A 22032-nucleotide genomic window follows, 5' to 3' on the forward strand; every position below is an offset into this window, starting at 1 on the left:
TTGGAGGCGTAGCCTTTATTTCCGCTGTCCATCACCTTGTGAAGCGGAAGAGGGCGGTTGCCGCCGTGTCGCCACAGTCCCCCAGTAACTCGAGCTCCCCCACCCTTCGGGCGGGTGGTACCCCCACGACCGACACCGACCAAGCGGGCAAGAACCCCGCTGCCGCGTTCGGTGCCAATGAGTGGCTCGTCGACGAGATCTATCAGCAGTACCTCCAGGACCCGAACTCGGTGGACCGAGCCTGGTGGGACTTCTTCGCCGACTACAAGCCGGGCGCAGCCGCGACCCCGGCAGCGGAGACCACCACGGCTCAGGCCCCGGCGCAGGCTCCCGCGGCTCCGGCCGCGCAGCCCGCCGCGCCCGCCCAGGCCCCGGCCGCCCCCGCGGCGCCGAAGCCGGCGGCCGCCGCCCCGGCCCAGGCCGCCCCGGCTCCGGCGAAGGCCGCGGCCCCCGCCGCCAAGCCGGCCGCCGCCGCGAAGGCCGCTCCCGCCGCCGAGGCCCCGGCCGGCCGTGAGCAGCTCACGCTGCGCGGTCCCGCCGCCGCGGTCGCGAAGAACATGGACGCCTCGCTGGAGCTGCCCACGGCCACGTCCGTGCGCGCCGTCCCGGTGAAGCTGCTGTTCGACAACCGCATCGTCATCAACAACCACCTCAAGCGGGCCCGCGGCGGGAAGATCTCCTTCACGCACATCATCGGCTACGCGATGGTCCAGGCCATCAAGGCGATGCCGTCGATGAACTGGTCGTTCGCGAAGGTGGACGGCAAGCCCACCCTGGTCAAGCCGGAGCACGTCAACCTCGGTCTGGCCATCGACCTGGTGAAGCCCAACGGCGACCGCCAGCTCGTCGTCGCGGCGATCAAGAAGGCCGAGACGCTGAACTTCTTCGAGTTCTGGCAGGCCTACGAGGACATCGTCCGTCGCGCCCGCGACAACAAGCTGACGATGGACGACTTCACCGGTGTCACGGTCTCCCTGACCAACCCCGGCGGCCTCGGCACCGTCCACTCCGTGCCGCGCCTGATGCCCGGCCAGTCGGTCATCATGGGCGTCGGCTCCATGGACTACCCGGCGGAGTTCCAGGGCACCAGCCAGGACACCCTGAACAAGCTCGGCATCTCGAAGGTCATGACGCTCACGTCGACCTACGACCACCGGGTCATCCAGGGCGCCGCGTCCGGCGAGTTCCTGCGCCAGGTCGCGAACCTGCTGCTCGGCGAGAGCAACTTCTACGACGACATCTTCGAGTCGCTGCGCATCCCCTACGAGCCGGTCCGCTGGCTCAAGGACATCGACGCCAGCCACGACGACGACGTCACGAAGGCCGCCCGCGTCTTCGACCTGATCCACTCCTACCGGGTCCGCGGCCACGTCATGGCCGACACCGACCCGCTGGAGTACACCCAGCGCAAGCACCCCGACCTGGACATCGTCGAGCACGGGCTCACGCTGTGGGACCTGGAGCGCGAGTTCGCCGTCGGCGGCTTCGCCGGCAAGTCGATGATGAAGCTGCGCGACATCCTCGGCGTGCTGCGCGACTCGTACTGCCGCACCACCGGCATCGAGTTCATGCACATCCAGGACCCCAAGCAGCGCAAGTGGATCCAGGACCGGGTGGAGCGCCCGCACTCCAAGCCGGAGCGCGAGGAGCAGCTGCGCATCCTGCGCCGCCTGAACGCCGCCGAGGCGTTCGAGACCTTCCTGCAGACGAAGTACGTCGGCCAGAAGCGCTTCTCGCTGGAGGGCGGCGAGTCCGTCATCCCGCTGCTCGACGCGGTGCTGGACTCGGCCGCCGAGTCCCGCCTGGACGAGGTCGTCATCGGCATGGCCCACCGCGGCCGGCTGAACGTGCTGGCCAACATCGTCGGCAAGTCGTACGCGCAGATCTTCCGGGAGTTCGAGGGCAACCTCGACCCGAAGTCGATGCACGGCTCCGGCGACGTGAAGTACCACCTGGGCGCCGAGGGCACCTTCACGGGCCTGGACGGCGAGCAGATCAAGGTGTCGCTGGTCGCGAACCCCTCGCACCTGGAGGCCGTCGACCCGGTCCTGGAGGGCGTCGCCCGCGCCAAGCAGGACATCATCGGCAAGGGCGGCACGGACTTCACGGTCCTGCCGATCGCGATCCACGGCGACGCGGCCTTCGCGGGCCAGGGCGTGGTGGCCGAGACGCTGAACATGTCGCAGCTGCGCGGCTACCGCACCGGCGGCACGGTCCACATCGTCATCAACAACCAGGTCGGCTTCACCGCGGCCCCCGAGTCCTCGCGCTCCTCCATGTACGCGACGGACGTGGCCCGCATGATCGAGGCCCCGATCTTCCACGTGAACGGCGACGACCCCGAGGCCGTCGTCCGGGTCGCCCGGCTGGCCTTCGAGTTCCGCCAGGCGTTCAACAAGGACGTGGTGATCGACCTCATCTGCTACCGCCGCCGCGGTCACAACGAGTCGGACAACCCGGCCTTCACGCAGCCGCTGATGTACGACCTGATCGACAAGAAGCGCTCGGTGCGCAAGCTCTACACCGAGTCCCTCATCGGTCGCGGCGACATCACCCTCGAAGAGGCCGAGCAGGCGCTCCAGGACTACCAGGGGCAGCTGGAGAAGGTCTTCACGGAGGTCCGCGAGGCCACCTCGCAGCCGGCCGCCGCCGAACCGTCCGACCCGCAGGCCGAGTTCCCGGTCGCCGTGAACACCGCGGTGACCACGGAGACCGTCAAGCGGATCGCCGAGTCCCAGGTCAACATCCCCGACCACATCACCGTCCACCCGCGTCTGCTGCCGCAGCTGCAGCGCCGGGCGTCGATGGTCGAGGACGGCACGATCGACTGGGGCATGGGCGAGACCCTCGCCATCGGCTCGCTGCTGCTGGAGAACGTCCCGGTCCGCCTGGCCGGCCAGGACTCGCAGCGCGGCACCTTCGGCCAGCGTCACGCGGTCATCATCGACCGCAACACGGGCGAGGAGTACACGCCGCTGCAGTACCTCTCCGAGGACCAGTCGCGGCTCAACGTCTACAACTCCCTGCTGTCCGAGTACGCGGCGATGGGCTTCGAGTACGGCTACTCGCTGGCCCGCCCCGACGCGCTCGTGATGTGGGAGGCGCAGTTCGGCGACTTCGTCAACGGCGCGCAGACGGTCGTGGACGAGTTCATCTCGTCGGCGGAGCAGAAGTGGGCGCAGACCTCCGGCGTCGTGCTGCTGCTGCCGCACGGCTACGAGGGCCAGGGCCCGGACCACTCGTCCGCCCGCCCGGAGCGCTTCCTCCAGATGTGCGCGCAGCACAACATGACGGTCGCGATGCCGACGTCCCCGTCGAACTACTTCCACCTCCTGCGGTGGCAGGTGCACAACCCGCACCACAAGCCGCTGGTGGTCTTCACGCCGAAGTCGATGCTGCGCCTGAAGGCCGCCGCGTCGAAGGCGGAGGAGTTCACGACGGGCGGCTTCCGCCCCGTCATCGGCGACGAGTCGGTGGACCCGGCCGCGGTCCGCAAGGTCGTCTTCTGCGCCGGCAAGGTCTACTACGACCTCGACGCCGAGCGGAAGAAGCGCGGCGTGACGGACACGGCGATCATCCGCATCGAGCGCCTGTACCCGATCCCGGGTGCCGAGCTCCAGGCGGAGATCGCCAAGTACCCGAACGTCGAGAAGTACCTGTGGGCCCAGGAGGAGCCGGCGAACCAGGGTGCCTGGCCGTTCATCGCGCTCAACCTGATCGACCACCTGGACCTGGCGGTCGGCGCGGACATCCCGGCCGGCGAGCGCCTGCGCCGCATCTCCCGCCCGCACTCGTCGTCCCCGGCGGTCGGCTCGGCGAAGCGGCACCAGGCGGAGCAGGAGCAGCTGGTGCACGAGGTGTTCGAGGCGTGAGCCTCTGACCGCGCCCGGCGGCGACGCCGCCGGCCGATGGCAGCCCGAAGGGCCCGGCTTCCGGAGTTTCTCCGGGGGGCCGGGCCCTTCGGCGTGCGGGCGCGGGGAGGGGGCTCCGGTGCGGGCGTCAGGTGGTCTGCGGCTCGAAGTCCCACGTGGGGCGGCGGCGGGCGCGGGCGGAGACCGTGAGCGGGTGCCCATGGCCGAGGGTGGTGTCCAGGCCGGTCAGGGCCTCTTGCTCGAAGCGGTCGGCCTCCGCACGCCGTCCCGCGGCGCGCAGTCCGGCCGCGACGGACAGGTATGCGCACAGGGTCAGCGGATGGGTGGCGCCGAGGACGCGGGCGGCACGTACGGCCGTGTTCAGGCCGAGCCGGGCGGCGGCCTCGGGACCGTCCGCGTGGGCGCGCAGCGCCGAGGTGTTGAGCGCGCAGCCCAGGGTCCAGGGGTGGTCCTCCCCCACGGCGTCCGTCATCGCGGCCAGCGCCCGCTCCGCGAGGGCGTGCGCCTGCTGCCGTTCGCCGGTGTCGCTCAGGACGAGCGCCTGGTTGGCGCGGACGCCGGTGAGGAACGGGTGGTCGTCGGGGAACATCGCCTCGTAGCGGGCGACGACTCTCTCGCCGAGCTCGCGGGCCAGGCCGAGGTGGCCCTGCTCCCGTGCGAAGCAGCTCCGGCCGGCGGCGCACATCAGCGTCAGCGGGTCGCTCTCACCGAGCACCCGCTCGCAGCGCTCCAGCGCGCGGGCGAAGTGGTGGTCGGCGCCGTCCGGGTCGCCGACGGCGCGGCGGCACAGCGCGAGGTTGAACTCGGCGCGCAGGGCCTGCGTGCTGTTGCCGCCCAGCGCCTCGTGGCCGGCGAGCAGGTTCCGCGCCTGGAGCGCCTCCGCCTCGGCGTAGCGGCCGAGCAGCCTGAGGTCGACGGCGTACGCGATCTCCGAGCCGAGGGTCCACGGGTGCCGGTCCCCCAGCAGGTCCCGGCGTGCCTCCAGGGTGCGCAGGTCGACGTCCCGGGCGTCCTCGTAGCGGCCGAGGAGGCGCAGGGAGACGGCCAGGTTGTTCTGCGCGTTGAGGGTGCGGGTGTCCTGGTCGCCGAGGAGTTCGCGGTACGTGGCCAGCACCCGCTCCGAGATCTCCAGTGCCTCCGCGTAGCGGCCGAGTCCGCGCAGGTCCGCGGCCAGGCCGCCGAGGGCGCGCAGGAGGTCGGGGTCGCGCGCACCGCGCTGGTCCTGGAGGTGCCGTACGGCGGCCCGCTCGATGTGCAGGGTGCGCCGGTAGTCGCCCGCCGCGCGCAGCAGGTTGGCGTAGTGGTAGGTCAACTGCCAGATGAGCGGGTGGGTTTCGCCGAGCAGTTGCCGCCAGGCGCGCATCGCGCGGTCGCCGAGCTTGATGCCGGCCGCGTACTCGCCCGAGAGGTACATGTACCGCAGGCAGTTCAGGACGAGGGGCTGGACGGCCGGGTCGGTGGCGGCGAGGACGTCGGCGTACTTCAGGTGCGGCACGATCTCCGCGTAGTCGGGCCACCGGTCGGGGTCGGCGGGGCGGCCGGGGTCGGCGGCGGCCAGCGCGCGGCGCACCACGTCGAGGAATTCCTGCCGCTGGGCGTCCGGTATGTCGCGGTGCACGATCTGGTGGACCGCGCGGTGCAGGTAGAACGACTCGCGCGCCGCGTCCGCCTGGTGCGGCTCGACCCGGACGACGGAGTACCGGCGCAGTTGGTCGACCGCGGCGTTCCACCGCCGGGCGTCGCTCAGCAGCGCCGTCACGGGGTGGGGCAGCTCGTCGAGGGGCGCGTCCCTCAGCAGGTGCACGGGGATGAAGCCGGGCGCGAAGAAGGTGCACAGCCGCAGCAGGTCGACCGACTCCGGGACGGTCTCGCGCAGTTGGTTGAGCAGGATGGACCAGGCGGTCCGGAAGGCGAGCGGGAAGTCCGCCGACACCTTCACCACGTCGCTGTCGCTGCCGCCCTCCAGCAGGGCGATGTACTCCTCGACCGAGAGCTCCGAGTCGTTCAGCCAGCCCGCCGTCTGGTCCAGCAGCAGCGGCAGGTCCTCGAGAGCCTCCGCCAGCTGATCGGCGTCCGGCTCGGTCAGCCGGGGGGCGCGGCGCCGGATGAAGGCGACCGACTCCTCGCGCGCGTAGACGGGGACTTCGAGCAGCGTGCTGTTGTGCTCGCTCCACTCCGGGTTCCGGGACGTGATGATCACGTGTCCGGGACCGGTCGGCACCAAGTCCCCGACCTGGTCGGGCTCGTCGGCGCCGTCCAGGATCAACAACCAGCGTGAGTGGGGTTCTCCGCGCCGCAGCGCGTCCCGGACCGCGCGCAGCCGCTCGCCGTACTCCTGGCCCGTCTGGAGGCCGAGCCGCGGGGCCAGCTCCGCCAACTGCCGCCGGTAGGTGACCCGTTTCTCCGCGTTGACCCACCACACCACGTCGTACTCCGAGCCGAAGCGGTAGGCGTACTCGGCGGCCATCTGCGTCTTGCCCACCCCGGACATGCCGTGCAGCGTCACCACACCCGCGCCCGGCTCCGCCGCCCGCAGCAGGTCGAAGGTCTCGCTCAGCAGCGTCTCGCGGCCGGTGAAGCGGGTGTTGCGGCGCGGCACTGAGCCCCACACGCCGGGCGGGGTGGCCGGATAGCGGGGCCCGCGTCGCGCGGCGACCGCCTCCGGCAGCGGATCCGTCGGCAGGCCGAGCCGGTCCAGCAGCCGCCGTTCCGCCTCCTGCGCGCCGACGGCGACGATCCGGGCCGGCGCGAGCAGGGCGGCGGCGCCCGGCACGGCCGCCGTGGTCACGGACACGGCGGCGAACCGCGACGGGTCCGGCGTGACCACCTCGCGCAGGGCCGCGCACCACTCCTGAGGTGTCCGGGGCCCGAGGTGGAGGTACGCCGCGCTGAGCACGAGGAGGACACGGCCGTCGGCGAGCAGCAGGTCGCGCAGCAGGTCCGCGAGCGGCACGTCGGCCGGCGGCTCCCAGCGCAGGTGCGCCACCCGCAGCCCGCGCCGCTCCAGCCGGTCCCCGATCCAGGCGGCCCACGCCCGGTTGTAGCCGGCGTAGCTGATCGTCACCGTGGGCCGGCCGGACGCCGGGGCGGGGCGGGCCGGGGAGTCGCCGGAGGCCGGGCGCAGCACGGGCGGCCGGGGCATGTCCTCGACGGGGCTCGCCCGTGGCCGGTCCCGGTCGTCCGGCGTGGGCGTCCCGTCCCGGATCTCCGAGTGCAGCTCCGCCTTGCGCACCGGCACGCCCCACTGGTTGCTGATCGTGAGCCACAGCGAGGCCGGGCCCGTGTCGGTGCCCGCCGACACCCGGAACCGCGCGGGGCCGTAGGTGCCGCCGAAGCGGTGCAGGACGACGCTCGGTTCGCCGAGGGCCGCGCAGGTGAAGAGGGGTGAGCCGTCGAGGGCGACGGTGAAGGTGAACTCCTCGGCGTCGTAGGGCCATGCGGCGGGCGTGCCGTCGGAGGCGGGGAGCGGGCCGCGCAGGTCGACGGTGACGAGGTAGTCGCATCCCGCCTCCGCCTGCCGGGGCCAGGCCACGACGGGCTCGATGAGCAGCGGGTGCTCGGACGGCCGCTCGGCACCGCTCACCGGCCACTCCCCCCTCCGGCGCTCCGCCCCTCCGCCGCGGCGAGCCGCAGCGTCGTCTGCGGGTGCCCGTAGTAGTGGAACATGAAGGCGTACAGGAGCCGCAGGACGCGTTTCTGGCCGACGCTGTCGACCTGTCCGTCATCGTCGCGGACACTCGGGACGGCCGCCAGTGACCCGAACTCCTCCAGTGCCCGCGCCCGGAAGGCGCGCAGCGTCTGCGGGACGGGGCGGTGGGGGTGCTCGGCGACCTCGCGCACCAGGCGCCGCAGCAGCGCCCGCGCCTCCTGGTCGCCGACCTTGCCGGAGGTGACGATGCAGCCGCCCGCGCCCTTGCGCAGGAACAGTTCGGCGAATCCGCGCAGCGCCGCCTCGCCCTGCGCCCGGTTGTCCACGAAGCGTCCGGAGTCGCAGGCGTTGAGGCAGACCAGCGAGCGGTCGCGGCGCAGCACGGTCATCGACTCGCCGTTCAGCTCGGCCCAGGTGCGGCCGCCGAGGGTGAGACGCGGCACGGTGTCGCCGTAGGTGCCGTGGCAGCCGAGGTAGACCAGGCCGGTGCGGTCCGCGTGGGTGTCGAGGTCGCGCAGGAAGGGCGTCATGCGCCGGTGCAGCCGGTGCGTGTAGGGGGCGAAGACCCGGCCGTCGTCCGTCATGTCCTGGTGGACGTAGCCGAGCACGCGGCCCCGGCAGTCGCCGTTCTCCCGGGGCAGGCCCTGACCGGCGTCGTGCACGGTGGTCCAGCGGGAGACGACGGTCAGGGCGCCCAGCGGGCCCCCCGCCAGCTTGAGCCGGTCGTCGGCGGGCAGCCAGAACAGCTCCCAGGGCAGGTCGTAGCCGGTGTCGTCCCACACGACGAGGCGCAGGCGGTCGCCGTGCCGGGCGCGGATCCGGTTGAGCCAGCCGCTCAGTTCGGGCTGGTTGCCGGACCACAGGCGGATGCCGCGCAGCACTTCGGAGGGGTACTCGCCGCCGTCCTGCCGCAGGTTGGCGAGGCGGACGGCGGGCGCCGTGAGCCGGGTGGGACCGGGGGCGCAGGTCACCGACAGGTCGCCGCACCAGCCCTGCAGCCGGTAGCCCTGCCGTCCGTCGGCGCCCTCGCCGCGCAGGACGTGCAGCACGGCGAAGCCGTCGTCCAGACGGGCGCCGGGGTGCCCGTCGGTGCCGCCGAGCCCGGCGGGCGGCTCCTGCGCGCGGCGCAGGTGGGGGACGGGGGCGGTCGGGCGGCGCGTGGCCGCTCTCAGTCCGGGCAGGGCGGCCCGGCGCACGACGGTGCCGGCTCCCGTCAGCCAGCGCGGCCCCTGCTGCGGCTCACTGCCCACCGGCGCCTCCCGGTGTGCCTGTCCGCGGCGCGCCCGTCGTGCCGGGGCCCCCTTCGACGACGGTCGCGCCGAGGCTGTCCGCGAGGACGAACGGCAGGTCGCCGTACGGTTCCCGGGCCGGGTCGACGACGGCCACGTGCAGGCGGGTCCGGTCCATGGCGGCGATCCGGGCGGCGGCGTCGACGGCGTCCTCGACGCCCGCCGCGGCCACCTCGCCGCGCAGCCGCCCGGTGTGGCTGGCCCGCAGCGGGATGTTGCCGCGGCCGTCGGTGACGACGACGAGCCAGGCCTCGGCCGGTCCGGTGCCGTGCTGCCGGAACGCCCGCCGCAGGGCCTGCGCCGCGAGTTCGACGCCGTGGGCGAGCGGGGTGGCGCGGCCGGGCCCGCGGTACAGCGAGGCCAGCACCCGGGGGTCGAGGACGCCGCGCGCTGCGAAGGACTCGGCCCGCAGTTCGTCCCGCGCGTCGGCCGCGCCGACCTCGATCACGTGGACGGCGGCGCGGCCGGTGTACGCCCACTGGAGGAACGGCGTGAGGGCGTCCTGCCAGTCCCGGTCCGGGCCCCGGCAGGTGTGGTCGAGAAGCAGCACGAGGACGCGTTCGGGCGCTCCGGCGCGGACGTTGCTGTGCAGGTCGACGGGCGAGACGGTGAAGCGGTCGGTGCGCCGCACCCGTTGGTGCAGTGCGGCCTCCCGGACCGTGCGTACGTGGGCGAGGTCGTGCAGGTCCGTGGCGCGCCGGGTGCCGATCACGGTGCCGCGTGCGGAGGCCGGTCCGGAGTCGCGCCGTCCGGGGGCGCGCAGCGGCGCGAAGTCGCGGGGGCCGGTCGCCTCGTCCTCCGGGAACGGCGTCCCCGGCACGGCGGGGCCTCCACCGGGGGCGGTGCCGATGCCTTCCGCGGGGCCGGTCTCCAGCAGGACCCGGTCCCCGCCGCGCGCCCGGTGCGGCTCCTCCCGTCCGGCGCGGCGGCGGGTCGGGACGGTGCGGGGCAGGGTCTCGGGCGGCGGTGCGGGGTCCGGCGGCGGAGGACCGGGCTCGGGGCCGTGCGGGGACTCCGGCACGGTGAGGCCGATGAGCCGGGCCGCCGCGTCGCAGTGGGCGGCGCCTGCCGACGCCGCGCCGTCGAGTGCGGCGACGGTCCGGGCGAGCCGTACGAGCGCGAGTTCCCGGCGGACACTCGCCTCGGGCCCGAGCAGTTCCGGTACGCGGCCGATCGCGGCGTCGGTGACGGGCACGGGCGGGGCTCCGCCGGCCGCGGCACGGCGCCAGGCTTGCGGGAGAGCCGCGAGCAGGCCCTCGACCGACGGCAGCCGCAGTCCCGCCACCGACAGCCGTACGGCGAACCGGTCCAGCAGGTGCCGGCTGAGCCGTCCCACGTCGGCCGACCGGCAGACGGCGAGCCAGCGGGCCCGGGGCCGGACGGTGCGGCGCAGCCCGGTGCGTTCGACCACGGCCACGTCGGCGCCGAGGAGCTGCACGGCGGCGCGCATGCCGGCGACGCTCAGCCGGGCCAGGTCGGGCACCACGACCAGGGGCGGCGCCCCGGGCCGGCCGTCCGCCTCGATGAGCGGGCCGGGATCGGTGCGGAACGTGATGCCGTCGGCGTCGCGCCGCAGCCGGGTGCGGGTCCACAGGTCCTCGTCCCGGCCGGCGGCGCCCAGCACGAGGGGCGCTTCGACGGGTTCCGCGGTGCCGGTCAGGATGCCGGTGAACAGGCGGGCCACCGGGTCGACGAGCCGGGGCTCCAGGTCGAGCAGCAGCACCCCGGACAGGGCGGGTTCGGCCGCGGCGCAGACCAGGGCGTGCGTGAGCCGTCGCGCGAGGGCGTCGTGGCCGAGGTCGTCCCGCGCGAGGATGTCCTGCCGGGGTGCGTCCGGGGCGGTACGGCCGGACGGTTCGGTGGCCATGGCGGCTCAGTCCTCGACGAGGCCCTCGAAGAGGTCCTCGACGCGGCCCTCGTCCTCGGCTCCCCAGTCGAAGGTGCCGCCGTGCGCGGTCTCCGGCCGCCGGTGCCGAAGGGCCAGGGGCAGCACGCGCCGCAGATGCGCGGGCTCGACCCGGTCGGCGCCCGCCAGCGCCGCGTAGGCGCGCGCCGCCAAGGTGGCGACGATCTCCCCGCGCTGCCCCACGGCGTCCGTACGGACGGCCGCCTCGGCGCACAACTCCAGTACGCCGTCGGGTACTTCGACGTCGAGAACGCGGCGCCGGGCGGCGGCGAGCCGCTCGCGGTGGGCCAGGTCCTCCCGCTCGGCCGCCGCCAGCCACTCGGAGTCCCCCCGGTGCAGCTCCGCCTCGAAGTCCAGGACGGTGCGCAGCAGCCGGTGCCGGTCGGCCGCGTCCAGCTGCTCGGCGGTCACCATCAGCCCGAACCGGTCGAGCAACTGCGGCCGCAGCCCGCCCTCTTCGGGGTTCATGGTGCCGACGAGACCGAAGGACAGGTACTTGCCGGTGGCCAGCCCTTCCCGCTGCACGGACAGCACGCCGGTCGAGACGACGTCCAGGATGATGTCGACGAGGTGGTCGTCCAGCAGGTTGACCTCGTCGATGTAGAGCAGCCCCTTGTCGGCCGCGTCCTCCAGCAGCCCCGGCTGCGGCCGCGTCTCCCCGCGCATGAGCGCGTCAAGGTCCCAGCCGCCGAGGACACGGTCGTCGGTGGCGTTGATGGGCAGGGTGACCGGCAGCTCGCCGTGCGCCATGAGGGCGAAGGCCCGCACCAGCGTGGACTTGGCGGTACCGCGGGGCCCGGCCATCAGGACACCGCCGATGCGGGGCACCACGTGGTTGAGCTCCAGCGCCAGCTTCAGCTCGTCCTGGGCCACCACGCGGGAGTACGGCAGGATGCGCACCCCGTCCGCCGCTCGGCTCACGAGGCCGGCCCGTCGGCGGAAGGGGCGGGGGCGGCTGGAGCGGGGGCGAGGGCGGCGGGGGCAGCGGGTGCCGGGGTCTCCGGTGCGGTCCGCCAGCGCAGGGTGATCTGGAGCTGGGCCTCCGCGCCGCTCCTGACGAGCGTCGCGACACCGGCGTCGATCTTGATGGCGAGCTGCAGCTCGATCTCGTCCGGCCGCAGCCCGTCCTCCAGCTCCCCGAAGCGGCGTACGGCCTGGGCGGCGCAGCGGCGGGCGAGGTCGACCCCCTCGCCGTACACGTCCCGGGCGACCCGGACGACGCGCTGCCCGGCGCCGTCCCGCGTCTCCTCGTCGCCGTACACGAGGTCGAGCCCGTCGGCGTCGGCCGCGCCGGCTGCCGCGCCGGGCTCGATGTCGACGTCGATCTCGACCGGGATGGGCCCGTCCGCGCCGTCCGGGACGGGCCCGACTAAGATCACCACGCGTCTCCCTGGGTCAACTCGCTTGTGGTGCGGGCTTGTTGAATGGAAGAGGGTGATTCCCCGGCAGCGTGGGAGTTATGCGTGACAGGGGCGGACACGGCGAGCGTCCCACCCCCGTCGGGACGTCTCACGTCGTCTGGGGCTCGAAGTCCCAGTAGGGGCGGTTGCGGGAGCGGGCCGACACGGTGTGGCTGTGGTGGCTGCCGAGCGTCGCGTCGAGGTCGGACAGCGCCTCCTGCTCGACCTTCTCCGCCTGACGGCGGTCGCGCAGGCCACGCAGGTCCGCCGCGTACGCGACGCGGGTCGACAGCGTGAGCGGATGGGTGCGCCCGAGCGACTCGATGGCCCGGGTCACCGTGTCCCGGCTCAGACCGGCCGCGCCCTCGATGTCGCCGACGAGGTTGCGCAGCGCCGACGCGTTCATGGCGCAGCCCAGCGTCCAGGGGTGGTGTTCCCCGACGGCCTGCGTCATCTCGGCCAGGGCCTGCTCCGCGAGGACGTGGCCGTGCTCGCGTTCCCCGACGTTGCGCAGGATCAGCGCCTGGTTGGCGCGGGACCCGGCGATGAACGGGTGACCCTCGGGGAGCATCACCTCGTAGCGGGCGACGATGGCCTCGCTGAGTTCGCGGGCCTGGTCGATGTCGCCGTGCTCGCGGGCGTAGCAGCTCTGGCTCGTGGCGAAGATCAGCGTGAGCGGGTGCGCCTCGCCCAGCACGCGCTCGCCGCGCTCCAGCACGCTGGAGAGCATGGGCCCGGGCTCGTCCCGCCTGTCGCCCCGGCCGCGCTCGCCCAGCCGGTAGCGGCACAGGGCGAGGTTGTACTCGGCCTTGAGTGTCTGCGGATTGTCCTGGCCCATCACGAGCCGGTTGTCGCGGACGTTCTTCGCCTGGATCGACTCGGCTTCGGCGTACCGGCCCAGCAGACGCAGGTCGGTGGCGTACGAGATCTCGGAGTTGAGCGTCCACGGGTGGCGGGCGCGCAGCAATTGCCGCCGCGCCTCCATGGTCTGCTGGTCGGCCTCCAGGGCTTCCTGGTAGCGGCCCAGCAGGCGCAGCGAGACGGCCAGGTTGTTCTGCGCGTTGAGGGTCCGCGAGTCCTGGTCGCCAAGGAGCTCCCGGTAGGCGGCCAGGACCCACGTGGACAGTTCCAGGGCCTCGTCGTGGCGGGCGAGCCCGCGCAGGTCGGCGGCGAGACCGGCGGCGGCTCGGAGGTGTTCCAGGTCCTGCGGTCCGCGCTCGTCCCTGAGGTGGTTCGCGGCGTCGCGGCTGAGTACCTCGGTGCGGGAGTACTCGCCGAGGGCGCGCAGCAGATTGGTGTAGTGGTAGGTGAGCTCCCAGATCCGCGGATGCGTCGGGCCGAGCAGCTCTCGCCAGGCCGTCAGGGCGCGCTCGCCGAGCTTGATGCCGGCGCGGTACTCGCCGGAGAAGAGCATGTAGCGCAGGCAGTTGAAGACCAGACGCTGAACCTGCGGGTCCTTGGTCTGGAGGACGTCGGCGTACTTCAGGTGCGGCACGATCTCCGCGTAGCCGGGCCACAGGTCCGGGTCGGTGGGCCTGCGGGGGTCGGCGGCGGCGAGGGCCCGTCGCACCACGTCGATGAACTCGGCACGGTCGTCGTCCGGCATGTCCTTGTGCACGATCTGGTGGACCATGCGGTGGAGGTAGAGGGACTCCCCCGAGGAGACGGACTCGTCGAGCGACGCCTCGTGGGACTCCAGGCGGACGACGGAGTACGTGCGGAGCTGGTTGACCGCCTTGTTCCACAGCAACGGATCGTTGAGCAGACCGGCGAGTTGTTCCGGCAGTTCGTCGCCCGGCATTTCCTTGAGCAGCCGCACCGGGATGAAGCCGGGCGCGAAGAAGGTGCACAGCCTGAGCAGGTCGACCGACTCCGGGACGGTCTCGCGGAGCTTGTTCAGCAGTATCGACCAGGCGGTCTGGAAGGCGAGCGGGAAGTCCGCCGACACCTTCACCACGTCGCTGTCGATGCCGCCTTCCAGGAGGGCGATGTACTGCTCGACCGACAGGTCGGAGTCGTTGAGCCAGCCGGCCGTCTGGTCCAGCAGCAGCGGCAGGTCCTCCAGCGCGTCCGCGAGCTGGTCCGCGTCCCGCTCGGTCAGCCGGGGAGCGCGGCGCCGGATGAAGGCGACGGACTCGTCACGGGAGTAGACGGGGATTTCGAGCAGTTGGCTGTTGTGCTCGTTCCACTCCGGGTTCCGGGACGTGATGATCACGTGCCCCGGCCCGGTCGGCACCAAGTCCCAGATCTGATCGGGTTCGTCGGCGCCGTCCAGGATCAACAGCCAGCGCGAGTACGGTTCGCCGCGCCGCAGCGAGTCGCGTACCGCCCGCAGCCGCTCGCCGTATTCCTGGCCGGTCTTGAGGCCGAGTTTGGGCGCGAGTTCGGCCAGCTGCCGCCGGTAGGTCACGCGGGTTTCCGCGTTCACCCACCACACCACGTCGTACTCGGAGCCGAACCGGTGGGCGTATTCGGCGGCCATCTGCGTCTTGCCCACGCCGGACATGCCGTGGAGCGTGACGACACCGGCGCCGGACTCGGCGCTCTGGAGGATCTGGTAGGCGTCGTTGAACAGCGCCTCGCGGCCGGTGAAACGGGTGTTGCGGCGCGGCACGACGCCCCAGACGTCGGGCATGGCGGCGGGGAACCTCGGCCCGCGACGGGATTCGGCCGTGGTCTCGGGCAGCGGTTCCGACGGGAGGTCGAGCCGGTCCAGCAGTCGCCGCTCCGCCTCCTCCGCGCCCATGTTGGTCAGGTCCACCGGCGCGAGTACGGCGGCGGCCGACGGCACGGTCGCGGTGGTCACGGACACCGCCGCGAAGCGCGACGGGTCCGGGGCGACGACCTCGCGCAGGGCCGCGTTCCACTCCTCGTGCGTGCGAGGCCCGAGTTGGAAGTACCACTCACTGACCACGATGAGGATGCGCCCCTCGGCCAGTTTCAGATCGCGCAGCAGATCCACCAGCGGAACGTCGGCCGGGGACTCCCAGCGCAGGGGCACCACCCGTAGCCCGCGCCGCTCCAGCCGGTCCCCGATCCAGGCGGCCCACGCCCGGTTGAAGCCGGCGTAGTGGATGGTGACTGTCTGCCTCGCGGCCCCCCTCTCGGTCGTACCGACCGGCTTACGAGCTCCAGACATGCAGCGGCCTCCAGCGCGTAGTACCACGAAATCCTAGGACCTCGGCGCGTCGCGCGTAAGTCCGTCGACCGACGGGGAACACACCCAGGCCCGACGATCTTTCCGCACGGGACGGCGGCGCGCAGGGATCCTCACTCATTCGGCCGCTGAGGCGCGGCACGGCGTTGTGTCCACAGGGTCCGGGCGGCATCGACGTAGGCCTGGGCCCGGGCGGTGTGACCCCGGGGAGCGGGGTGGTCGCCCATCCGTTCGTACGTGGCCACCATCTCGTCCACGAACCGCCGTCCGCGCACGGTGAGATCGGGCGAGCCGACGAGGGCGGGCAGGGCCGCGCCGACCTGGGCGCGGTAGCGGGCGTGCTGGGCCCACGCGTACTCGCGGTGCGGGGGCCTGGTCAGCAGGAGCGCCCGCCGCTGGAAGAACGCCGCGATCGCGAGGTGGGAGTAGACCCCCTGGAGCAGTCCGCCGTACGGCCTCGGGTCGGGCCGCCAGGGCGCGAAGTACCGGGCCTCGGGACCTGCTTGATGGAGCGTCACCATGTCGCTCAGTGCCGCCAGTTTGGTGTGGTGCAGTTCGTGGACCAGCGTCGCCGCGAAGGTCACCGGGTCGGCCGGCGTACTGCTGAGCAGCGCCCCGAAGGCCTCCCGCCTGGTCGCGCTGCAACTGCCCCGCCCGCCGGCGCCGGGCGGCATCTCCAGCGGCACCAGGCACCGCAGCAGCGCCACCGCCTCGGCCAGCCGCTGCGCACCGCCCGAGCGCAGCGCCGCGGCCGTCCCCGACCAGGCCTGGAGCCACCGCTTGCGCTCGGCGTCGTCCAGCGCGACCGGGCCGCTCAGGGTGCCGTGCCGGGGACCGTCCGCCACTTCCCGGTACGGGTCCAGGTCGTCGAGCGGCATGGCCGGCCCCGACGGCAGCAACCCCGGCAGGGCGTGCGCGGGCGTCCAGGCGAGCGCGCCGGACCAGGCGCCGGTGCCGGATTCGAGGTGCACGGTCACGTCGGGGGCATCCACCTGACGCAACGTCATGCGACCGGGCGCCGTGGTGACGTCGACCGTCACGTCGCCCGACGTCACCGTGTGCAGTGCGCCGAGGGAGGGGAGGCTGAGGACACCGGCGCGCGCGGTGAGCCGGGTGGTGTACGAGATGCCGGCCCGGGCGGCGGCGACGGCGGCGAGGGCGCTGAAGTGGGCGAGGTCCCGGCGCAGTTGGCGGGCCCGGGACTCGTCCGGCGGCCGGCTGCGACCGTCGGCGTCCAGCCCTCGCAGACACGACCGCGCCCAAGGTCCGACCAGGGGATGGAACAGCAGCGCACGCGCCGGACCACGGAACGACGCGGGCGCGCCTTCTGCCGCGCCCCTGTCAGCCCTCGCGCCCCTGTCCGCCCTCGCCTCTCTGTCGGCTCCCGTCTCCCTGTCCGCCTGCGCCAGCAACGCCCAGTCCTCCCGCAGCCGCGCCTTCTGCCCCTGCGTGCAGACGCTGCGGTCGGCCGCCTCTGCCGCGTCCAGTACCGCGCGGAGTACGAGCAGTCGCCGCGTGTCCTGGTCGCGGACGAGGAGTTCGAGGGTGTCGGGGCCGCCCTCGGTGCGGCCGAGTTCGAGCAGGGCCCGGTCCGGGACCGCCGGAAACATCACGGAGCGCCCCCTTGTGAAGACGTCGGTGCTCGGGACGAGGTCGATGCAGGGGACGAAGCCGATGCGGGGGACGAAGCCGTTGCCCGGGGCGGAACCGGTGCGGGCGTCGCGGCAGCGGTGAGCCGCGCGGCCACGTGGCGGATGAACCGCTGGAGGTCGGCGCAGTACACGGACGGGTTCCGGAAGCCGTGTCCGGCGCGGTAGCGGTGCGCGTAGTGACCGCCGCCGCACACCCGCAGCAGCGGGCAGCTCCGGCACTGCCCGGCGAGGGCCGCGGCGCCCGCCTGCCGCGCGGCGATCCCGGGGTGTCGCAGCGCCGCGTCGAAGCTGTGCCGGAACACGTCGAGACCGGTCCACGCGGCCCCCGGATAGGCCGACTTGAGGGAGTCCACCTGCTCGATCGACCCGTCGGTCTCCACGACGACCGCGTCGAACGGCGCCAGCCCCAGCGCCTCGGTGGACGCGGGAAGCCCCAGCAGCAGCGCCACGCACTCCTCGAACAGCCGCACCCGCGTCTCCCGCCGCCCGGCCGCCCACCAGCGGTCGAAGACGGCGCACAGCCAGTCGCCGTAGGGGGCGCCTCCGGCCGAACGAGACGGCGGAGCCGACCAGTTGGCGTGCGGGAGCAGGAGGTCCAGCGCGGGCGGGCGCAGGGCGAGCAGGCCGTCGTACGTCTCGACCGGGTCCAGCGTCGGGTCGATGACGGTGAGGACGCCCGCGTACGACTCCGGGAAGCGCTCGGCAACCAGCAGGGCGCCGCGCGACGCGGCGGGCCAGGACGGGCGTCCCGCGTGGTCGACGCGCCGCCTGTTGTGCGCGGCCGTGCCGCCGTCGAGGCTGATGCCGACGCGGATGCCCGCCCCGGCGAGGATGGCGAGACGTTCCTCCGTGAGCAGGGTCGCGTTCGTCTGGACGGTGGCGTGCACGGTGCAGTCGGCGGGGACGCGCTCCCGCACCCGCCCGGTGAAGCGCGCGAGGGTGCCGGCGCCCGCGAGGAGGGGTTCGCCGCCGTGCAGGACCACGGCGACGTCCGTCAGGGCGTGCGCGCGGGCGTGCTCGGCGATGCGCGTCGCGGTGCGGTCGAGGACGTCGGCGGGCGCGGCGGGCGGGCGGGTGCGCCAGGTGCTGTCTGGGCCGGTGTACAGGTAGCAGTACGTGCAGGCGAGGTTGCAGCGGCCGTGGGCCTTGACGATGAACTGGCGGAAGGGGTGGGCGACTTCGGGAGCGATCGGGGGACCGGGTCGGTCGAGGAGCGCGGGGGCCGGATCGGTCGTCGCCTCTCCAGACACTCCAGCACCCCCATGCCGTACGGCCCGCGACGCCCGTGCCACGGGCACGAGGACAGGCCACGCCGTACGGAGCCGCATTCCCGGCACGGGCCCTGCCCGAAACCCGGCGCGATGGAACTTGTCCGATTCACCCGCCCCATCGACCGTATGTGTCAATAATCGATCGGCGGGTGACAGGAGTTGACCGTCAGAACGAGTTGTCGAACCCCCACAGCATCTCGCTCGGCTCCGCCGCCCGTGCCCGCAGCTCCCCCACCACCTCCCGCAGCACCGGATGGTCGATGCTGCCCAGTTCCGCCAGGTCCAGGGTGAGCAGATCCGGAAGCGGCTCCTCGGAGCCCCGAATCGCCGGCACCCGCGAGGACTCGTCCGAGGTCTCGCCCGTGGTCCCGCTCGTGGTCCCGCTCGTGGTCCCGCCCGTGGTCTCGTTCTTCGTGGCCATGTCCCGTCCCCCTCTCACTCCAGTTCCGCCAGCCGCTGCGCCGTCTGGCGCGCCGTCGGTTCGCCCGTGCCCAGGCTGTCGTCCGGCAGCCGGGCCCATTCGGTGTGGGCCGCCCGGTAGGCCTCCCGGGCCGCGCGCGGGCGGGCCGCCGCCTCAAAGGACATACCCCGCCAGTGGTGCGCCTGCGCGGCCAGTTCCACGGCCTCCTGGCGCCGGCGTTCCGTTTCGGCCTCCTCCTCCGCCTCCCGCGCGGACTCCGCGGCGGCCCGGAACGCGTCCACCGCCACGTCCAGGCGGGTGGCGCGGCCGAGGTTCTGGTACGCCTCGAACTGCGCCTGCCCGAGCTCCAGCCGGCACCGCGCGGCCAGCAGCGCGTCGTCCGCGTCCGCCGCCGCCAGGCCGAAGAGGTGCTCGGCCTCCCGCAGGTCGACGCGGTCGCCGCGGGCCCGGTAGCGCAGCATGAGCGCGCGGCCGAGCAGCAGCAGCCGGTGGGCGGCCTTGCGGCTGCCCGCCGGGGTCTCCATCCGGCAGTCGCGCAGCACCCTGATGGCCCGTGACAACTGCTCCTGGGAGCGCGGCACGCTCTCGAGAGCGGCGAGCCGCAGCAGCACCTCGCCCCACTCGGCGAGCACGTCGGCGTGCGCGGGCGCGTCCCGGGGCGTGCGCTGGGCGGCCTGCGCGAAACCGGCGGCTGCCCGGTGGAGTTCCGTCGGCTCGCCCGACTCGGCGTAGCGCGCCACGCAGATGCGCCCGGCGCGCACCAGCAGCCCTGCGCGCTGCCCCTGCTCCCGTACGAGCCCGAGCGCCTCGTCGGCCCTGGCCTGGGCGACCTCCAGCGGGCCGCCCGACAGCAGCAGCGCGTCGAGCAGATCGGTGAGGACGCGCACGCGGGCGCGTACGGACTCGGCGGTGTCGTGCTGTTCGCCGGTCTCCAGCGCGTTGTGCAGGGACCGCGCGCCCTGTTCCGCGTACAGCCGCGCCTGGACCGGGTCGGCGGTGACCTCGGCGAGGCGCAGCAGGACCCGGCCGTGGGCGAGGGGGAGTTCGGGCGGGCGGCTGCGCCGGTCGGGCCAGGCGTCGGCGAAGGCCTCCAGCATGCCGACGGCGCCCTGGAGCAGGGCGCTGTCGCCGCCGAGGCGCCACTGGGCCTCCAGGGCGCCGACCCGCTCCAGGGTGAGGCGCAGCGCCTCCTTCTGGTCGAGGCCGGGTGCCGCGCAGGCCACGGCGTACTCGCGGTCGGCGCGGCGCAGCAGGTCGAGCGCGCCGTGCCGGTCGCCGCGGCGTCGGCGGTCGGTGGCGGCGGCGTGCAGCACGCGCGCGAGGACGGCGCGTTCCCGCAGGGCGTGCGGGTGCGCGGCGGCGCGTTCGGCGGCCTGTTCGGCCTCGCGCAGCAGCGCGGCGCCGCCCTGCACCTCCCACAGCCGCAGCGTGCAGTGCGCGTACTCGGCCCACAGTTCGGGGTCGGCCCCGGCGGGCCGCTCGTGTTCGGTGGCGCCGCGCAGCAGTTGTACGGCGTCGATGACGTCCTGCACCATGCCGTCGGCCTCGAAGCGGGCGAGCAGGGTGCGGGCGCGGGTGACCGCCTGGTGGGTGGGCCGGTCCTCGGCGGGCCGGGCGTCGGTCAGCAGGGCGAACTCCGGTACTTGTGCGGGCAGCGGCATGAACCGTTCGAGGACGCGTGCGGCGACCTCGGCGAAGGGCTGCGGGACCTGGGTGGCCTCGCCGTTGCCGCCGCTCTCGCCGTGCTCGCCGGTGTGTCCGGCGCCGGGGGTGTGGGGGCGGCCGGGTCCGCCGTGGCCGAGCTGGGCGAGGGCGAGGGCGGGGAAGTTGGGGCCGCCCTTGCCGAAGCGCTGCTCGATGTACTCGGAGCAGTGCTTGAGCACCAGCATGGCCTCGTCCCGGCCGAGGCGGGACAACAGGGCGTCGCGGATGTCCGGTTCGATCTCGTACCACTGGACGCCGTCCCCGCCGAGGTCGGCGCCGGCCTTGGTGACCAGGCCGCTGACCAGGACCTCGGCGAGTTCGGACGGGCCGGAGTCGGGGAGCATCGTGCGCTGGACGAGCTGCATGACGGGCAGGCAGAGGGGCGCCGCGGCGAGGTAGACCGCGAGGCGCCCGGCGGACGGGGAGGCGGCGGAGCTGAATCTGCTGACCCGCTCGAACGGCGTGCGCGGCCGGTCGGGGCGGGCCGTGGCGGCGGGCGGCTGGTCGGCGCGCACCCAGCCCACGGCGCCGGGCAGGGGGCCAGCGCCGGCCCCGGAGAGCAGCCGTGCCCAGGAGCCGAGGGCGACGGGTTCGGGCGGCAGGACGGGCACGGGGAGGGCGCCGCGGCGGGCCTCGGGCGGTGTGCCGGCGGGGGTGCGGACGCGCAGGGCGGCGGCGCCCAGGGTCTCGCCGCGGGACAGCTCGCCGAAGGTGACGGGCAGCCGGGTGCGGTGCCACATGCGCTGCGGCAGGGGCTGGATCACGGCGACGGGGCCCTGCCGGGACAGGTGGTGGAGCAGCCGGTGGGCGTGGCCGCTGTGCCACAGCGGTCCCGCGCAGTCGCTGACGAGGACGACGATGCGGCGTCCGGTCGGGTCGCTGAGCCGGTCGGCCGAGTTCAGCGGCGCGGCCTGCGGGTCGGGGCTGCGGCTGACGGCCGCGGCGCCGTCGGGCCCCTGGTGGAGGTGGCTGACCTGGATGTCGGAGAAGGCGCCCAACTGGCCGAAGACCTGCTCCAGTTCGGTGAACATCCGGTCCCAGACGCGCATCGAGGAGGACGAGTCCATCACGAGCTGGAGGCGGGCGTCGCGGCGGGTGACGAAGCGGTGGACGGGCAGGATCAGTCCGCCGGCCTGCGCGCTGTTGTCCGCCGTCGCGATCTCGTCGAGTACGGTGCGCCGGGGCGGGGCGGCGCTCTGGTAGCCCTGCAACGGGCGTAATGCGCGCTGGAGTTCGAGCGGGGCGGGCAGCACGGGCGCGGCGGGTACGCCCACCGGCAGCGCGGCGGTCCGTCCGCCGCCCCGCATCCGGGCGGCTCCGTCGCGCGGCACCGGATACAGGGCGACGCGCCGGTCGATCGTGCCGGGCTGCTGCCCGGGTTCGGTCTCGGGCGCGCGGGTGTCGTCAGGCGGTGGGTCCACGGGCCGTGCGGGCGGCAGGCCGACGGGCGGCACGACCCGCGCGGCCGTGCCCGGGGGCTGCTGCGCCGGGGCGTTCGTCGGGCGGGCCCACCGGGCGAGCCAGAGCGCGTCGCACAATTGCTCGGCATCGGGGTCGAGGTCGATCTCCCGCAGCCGCACGACGAGTTCGGCGATGGGGTCGCCCCCGGGCAGCGCGAACCGCCCGGCGCCGGACCCGTCACCGGCCGCGCCGGAACCGCCGGGTCCTCCTGGCTCCCCCGGACCGTGACGCGCCGCTGCGTCGGGCATCA

The 22032-nt window shown here is 74.0% G+C and carries 11 protein-coding genes; 1 reads left to right on the forward strand and 10 read right to left on the reverse strand.

Going from position 1 to position 22032, the window contains the following annotated elements; genetic code table 11:
* The first annotated feature begins 65 nt into the window (after positions 1–65).
* On the forward strand, positions 66–3872 hold the full coding sequence (locus ACZ7D7_RS00870) for a multifunctional oxoglutarate decarboxylase/oxoglutarate dehydrogenase thiamine pyrophosphate-binding subunit/dihydrolipoyllysine-residue succinyltransferase subunit (protein WP_470821300.1): 3807 nt from the start codon (positions 66–68) through the stop codon (positions 3870–3872).
* 127 nt (positions 3873–3999) lie between these two features.
* Here ACZ7D7_RS00870 and fxsT (ACZ7D7_RS00875) read toward each other — a convergent pair whose 3' ends face one another.
* From fxsT (ACZ7D7_RS00875) to ACZ7D7_RS00920, 10 genes are all read right to left on the reverse strand, one after another.
* Positions 4000–7455 (reverse strand): FxSxx-COOH system tetratricopeptide repeat protein, encoded by a 3456-nt coding sequence (gene fxsT / locus ACZ7D7_RS00875; protein ID WP_470821301.1) that lies wholly within the window; start codon positions 7453–7455, stop codon positions 4000–4002.
* A complete protein-coding gene (locus tag ACZ7D7_RS00880; protein ID WP_470821303.1) occupies positions 7452–8771 on the reverse strand; it encodes a CHAT domain-containing protein in 1320 nt (439 codons plus the stop codon). Before ACZ7D7_RS00880 ends, fxsT (ACZ7D7_RS00875) begins: the two co-directional genes overlap by 4 nt.
* Positions 8761–10677, reverse strand: a complete 1917-nt coding sequence (locus tag ACZ7D7_RS00885; RefSeq protein ID WP_470821304.1) for a magnesium chelatase — start codon at positions 10675–10677, stop codon at positions 8761–8763. Before ACZ7D7_RS00885 ends, ACZ7D7_RS00880 begins: the two co-directional genes overlap by 11 nt.
* Before the next feature lie 6 nt (positions 10678–10683).
* A complete protein-coding gene (locus ACZ7D7_RS00890; RefSeq protein ID WP_470821306.1) occupies positions 10684–11637 on the reverse strand; it encodes an AAA family ATPase in 954 nt (317 codons plus the stop codon).
* Positions 11634–12098 (reverse strand): CU044_2847 family protein, encoded by a 465-nt coding sequence (locus tag ACZ7D7_RS00895; protein WP_470821307.1) that lies wholly within the window; start codon positions 12096–12098, stop codon positions 11634–11636. Before ACZ7D7_RS00895 ends, ACZ7D7_RS00890 begins: the two co-directional genes overlap by 4 nt.
* A gap of 127 nt (positions 12099–12225) precedes the next feature.
* On the reverse strand, positions 12226–15255 hold the full coding sequence (gene fxsT, locus ACZ7D7_RS00900) for an FxSxx-COOH system tetratricopeptide repeat protein (protein ID WP_470821309.1): 3030 nt from the start codon (positions 15253–15255) through the stop codon (positions 12226–12228).
* 131 nt (positions 15256–15386) lie between these two features.
* Positions 15387–16883: an aKG-HExxH-type peptide beta-hydroxylase gene (locus ACZ7D7_RS00905; RefSeq protein WP_470822410.1), complete on the reverse strand. Its 1497-nt coding sequence runs from the start codon at positions 16881–16883 to the stop codon at positions 15387–15389.
* Positions 16883–18175, reverse strand: coding sequence for an FxsB family cyclophane-forming radical SAM/SPASM peptide maturase (locus tag ACZ7D7_RS00910; protein ID WP_470821311.1), 1293 nt, complete (start codon positions 18173–18175; stop codon positions 16883–16885). Before ACZ7D7_RS00910 ends, ACZ7D7_RS00905 begins: the two co-directional genes overlap by 1 nt.
* 187 nt (positions 18176–18362) lie before the next feature.
* Complete coding sequence (fxsA, locus tag ACZ7D7_RS00915; RefSeq protein ID WP_470821312.1) at positions 18363–18617, reverse strand: FxSxx-COOH cyclophane-containing RiPP peptide; 255 nt, start codon at positions 18615–18617, stop codon at positions 18363–18365.
* A 14-nt stretch (positions 18618–18631) separates the two neighbouring features.
* Positions 18632–22030, reverse strand: a complete 3399-nt coding sequence (locus tag ACZ7D7_RS00920) for an SAV_2336 N-terminal domain-related protein (RefSeq protein WP_470821313.1) — start codon at positions 22028–22030, stop codon at positions 18632–18634.
* Positions 22031–22032: the final 2 nt, after the last annotated feature.

It is taken from the genome of Streptomyces sp. NPDC037054 (genome assembly GCF_055606745.1).

Excerpts from the sequence above, each read along its gene's own strand:
- ACZ7D7_RS00885 (WP_470821304.1), bottom strand. The coding sequence starts at position 10,677 with ATGGCCACCGAACCGTCCGGCCGTACCGCCCCGGACGCACCCCGGCAG.
- fxsT (WP_470821309.1), bottom strand. The coding sequence starts at position 15,255 with ATGTCTGGAGCTCGTAAGCCGGTCGGTACGACCGAGAGGGGGGCCGCG.
- ACZ7D7_RS00905 (WP_470822410.1), bottom strand. The coding sequence starts at position 16,883 with ATGTTTCCGGCGGTCCCGGACCGGGCCCTGCTCGAACTCGGCCGCACC.
- fxsA (WP_470821312.1), bottom strand. The coding sequence starts at position 18,617 with ATGGCCACGAAGAACGAGACCACGGGCGGGACCACGAGCGGGACCACG.
- ACZ7D7_RS00920 (WP_470821313.1), bottom strand. The coding sequence starts at position 22,030 with ATGCCCGACGCAGCGGCGCGTCACGGTCCGGGGGAGCCAGGAGGACCC.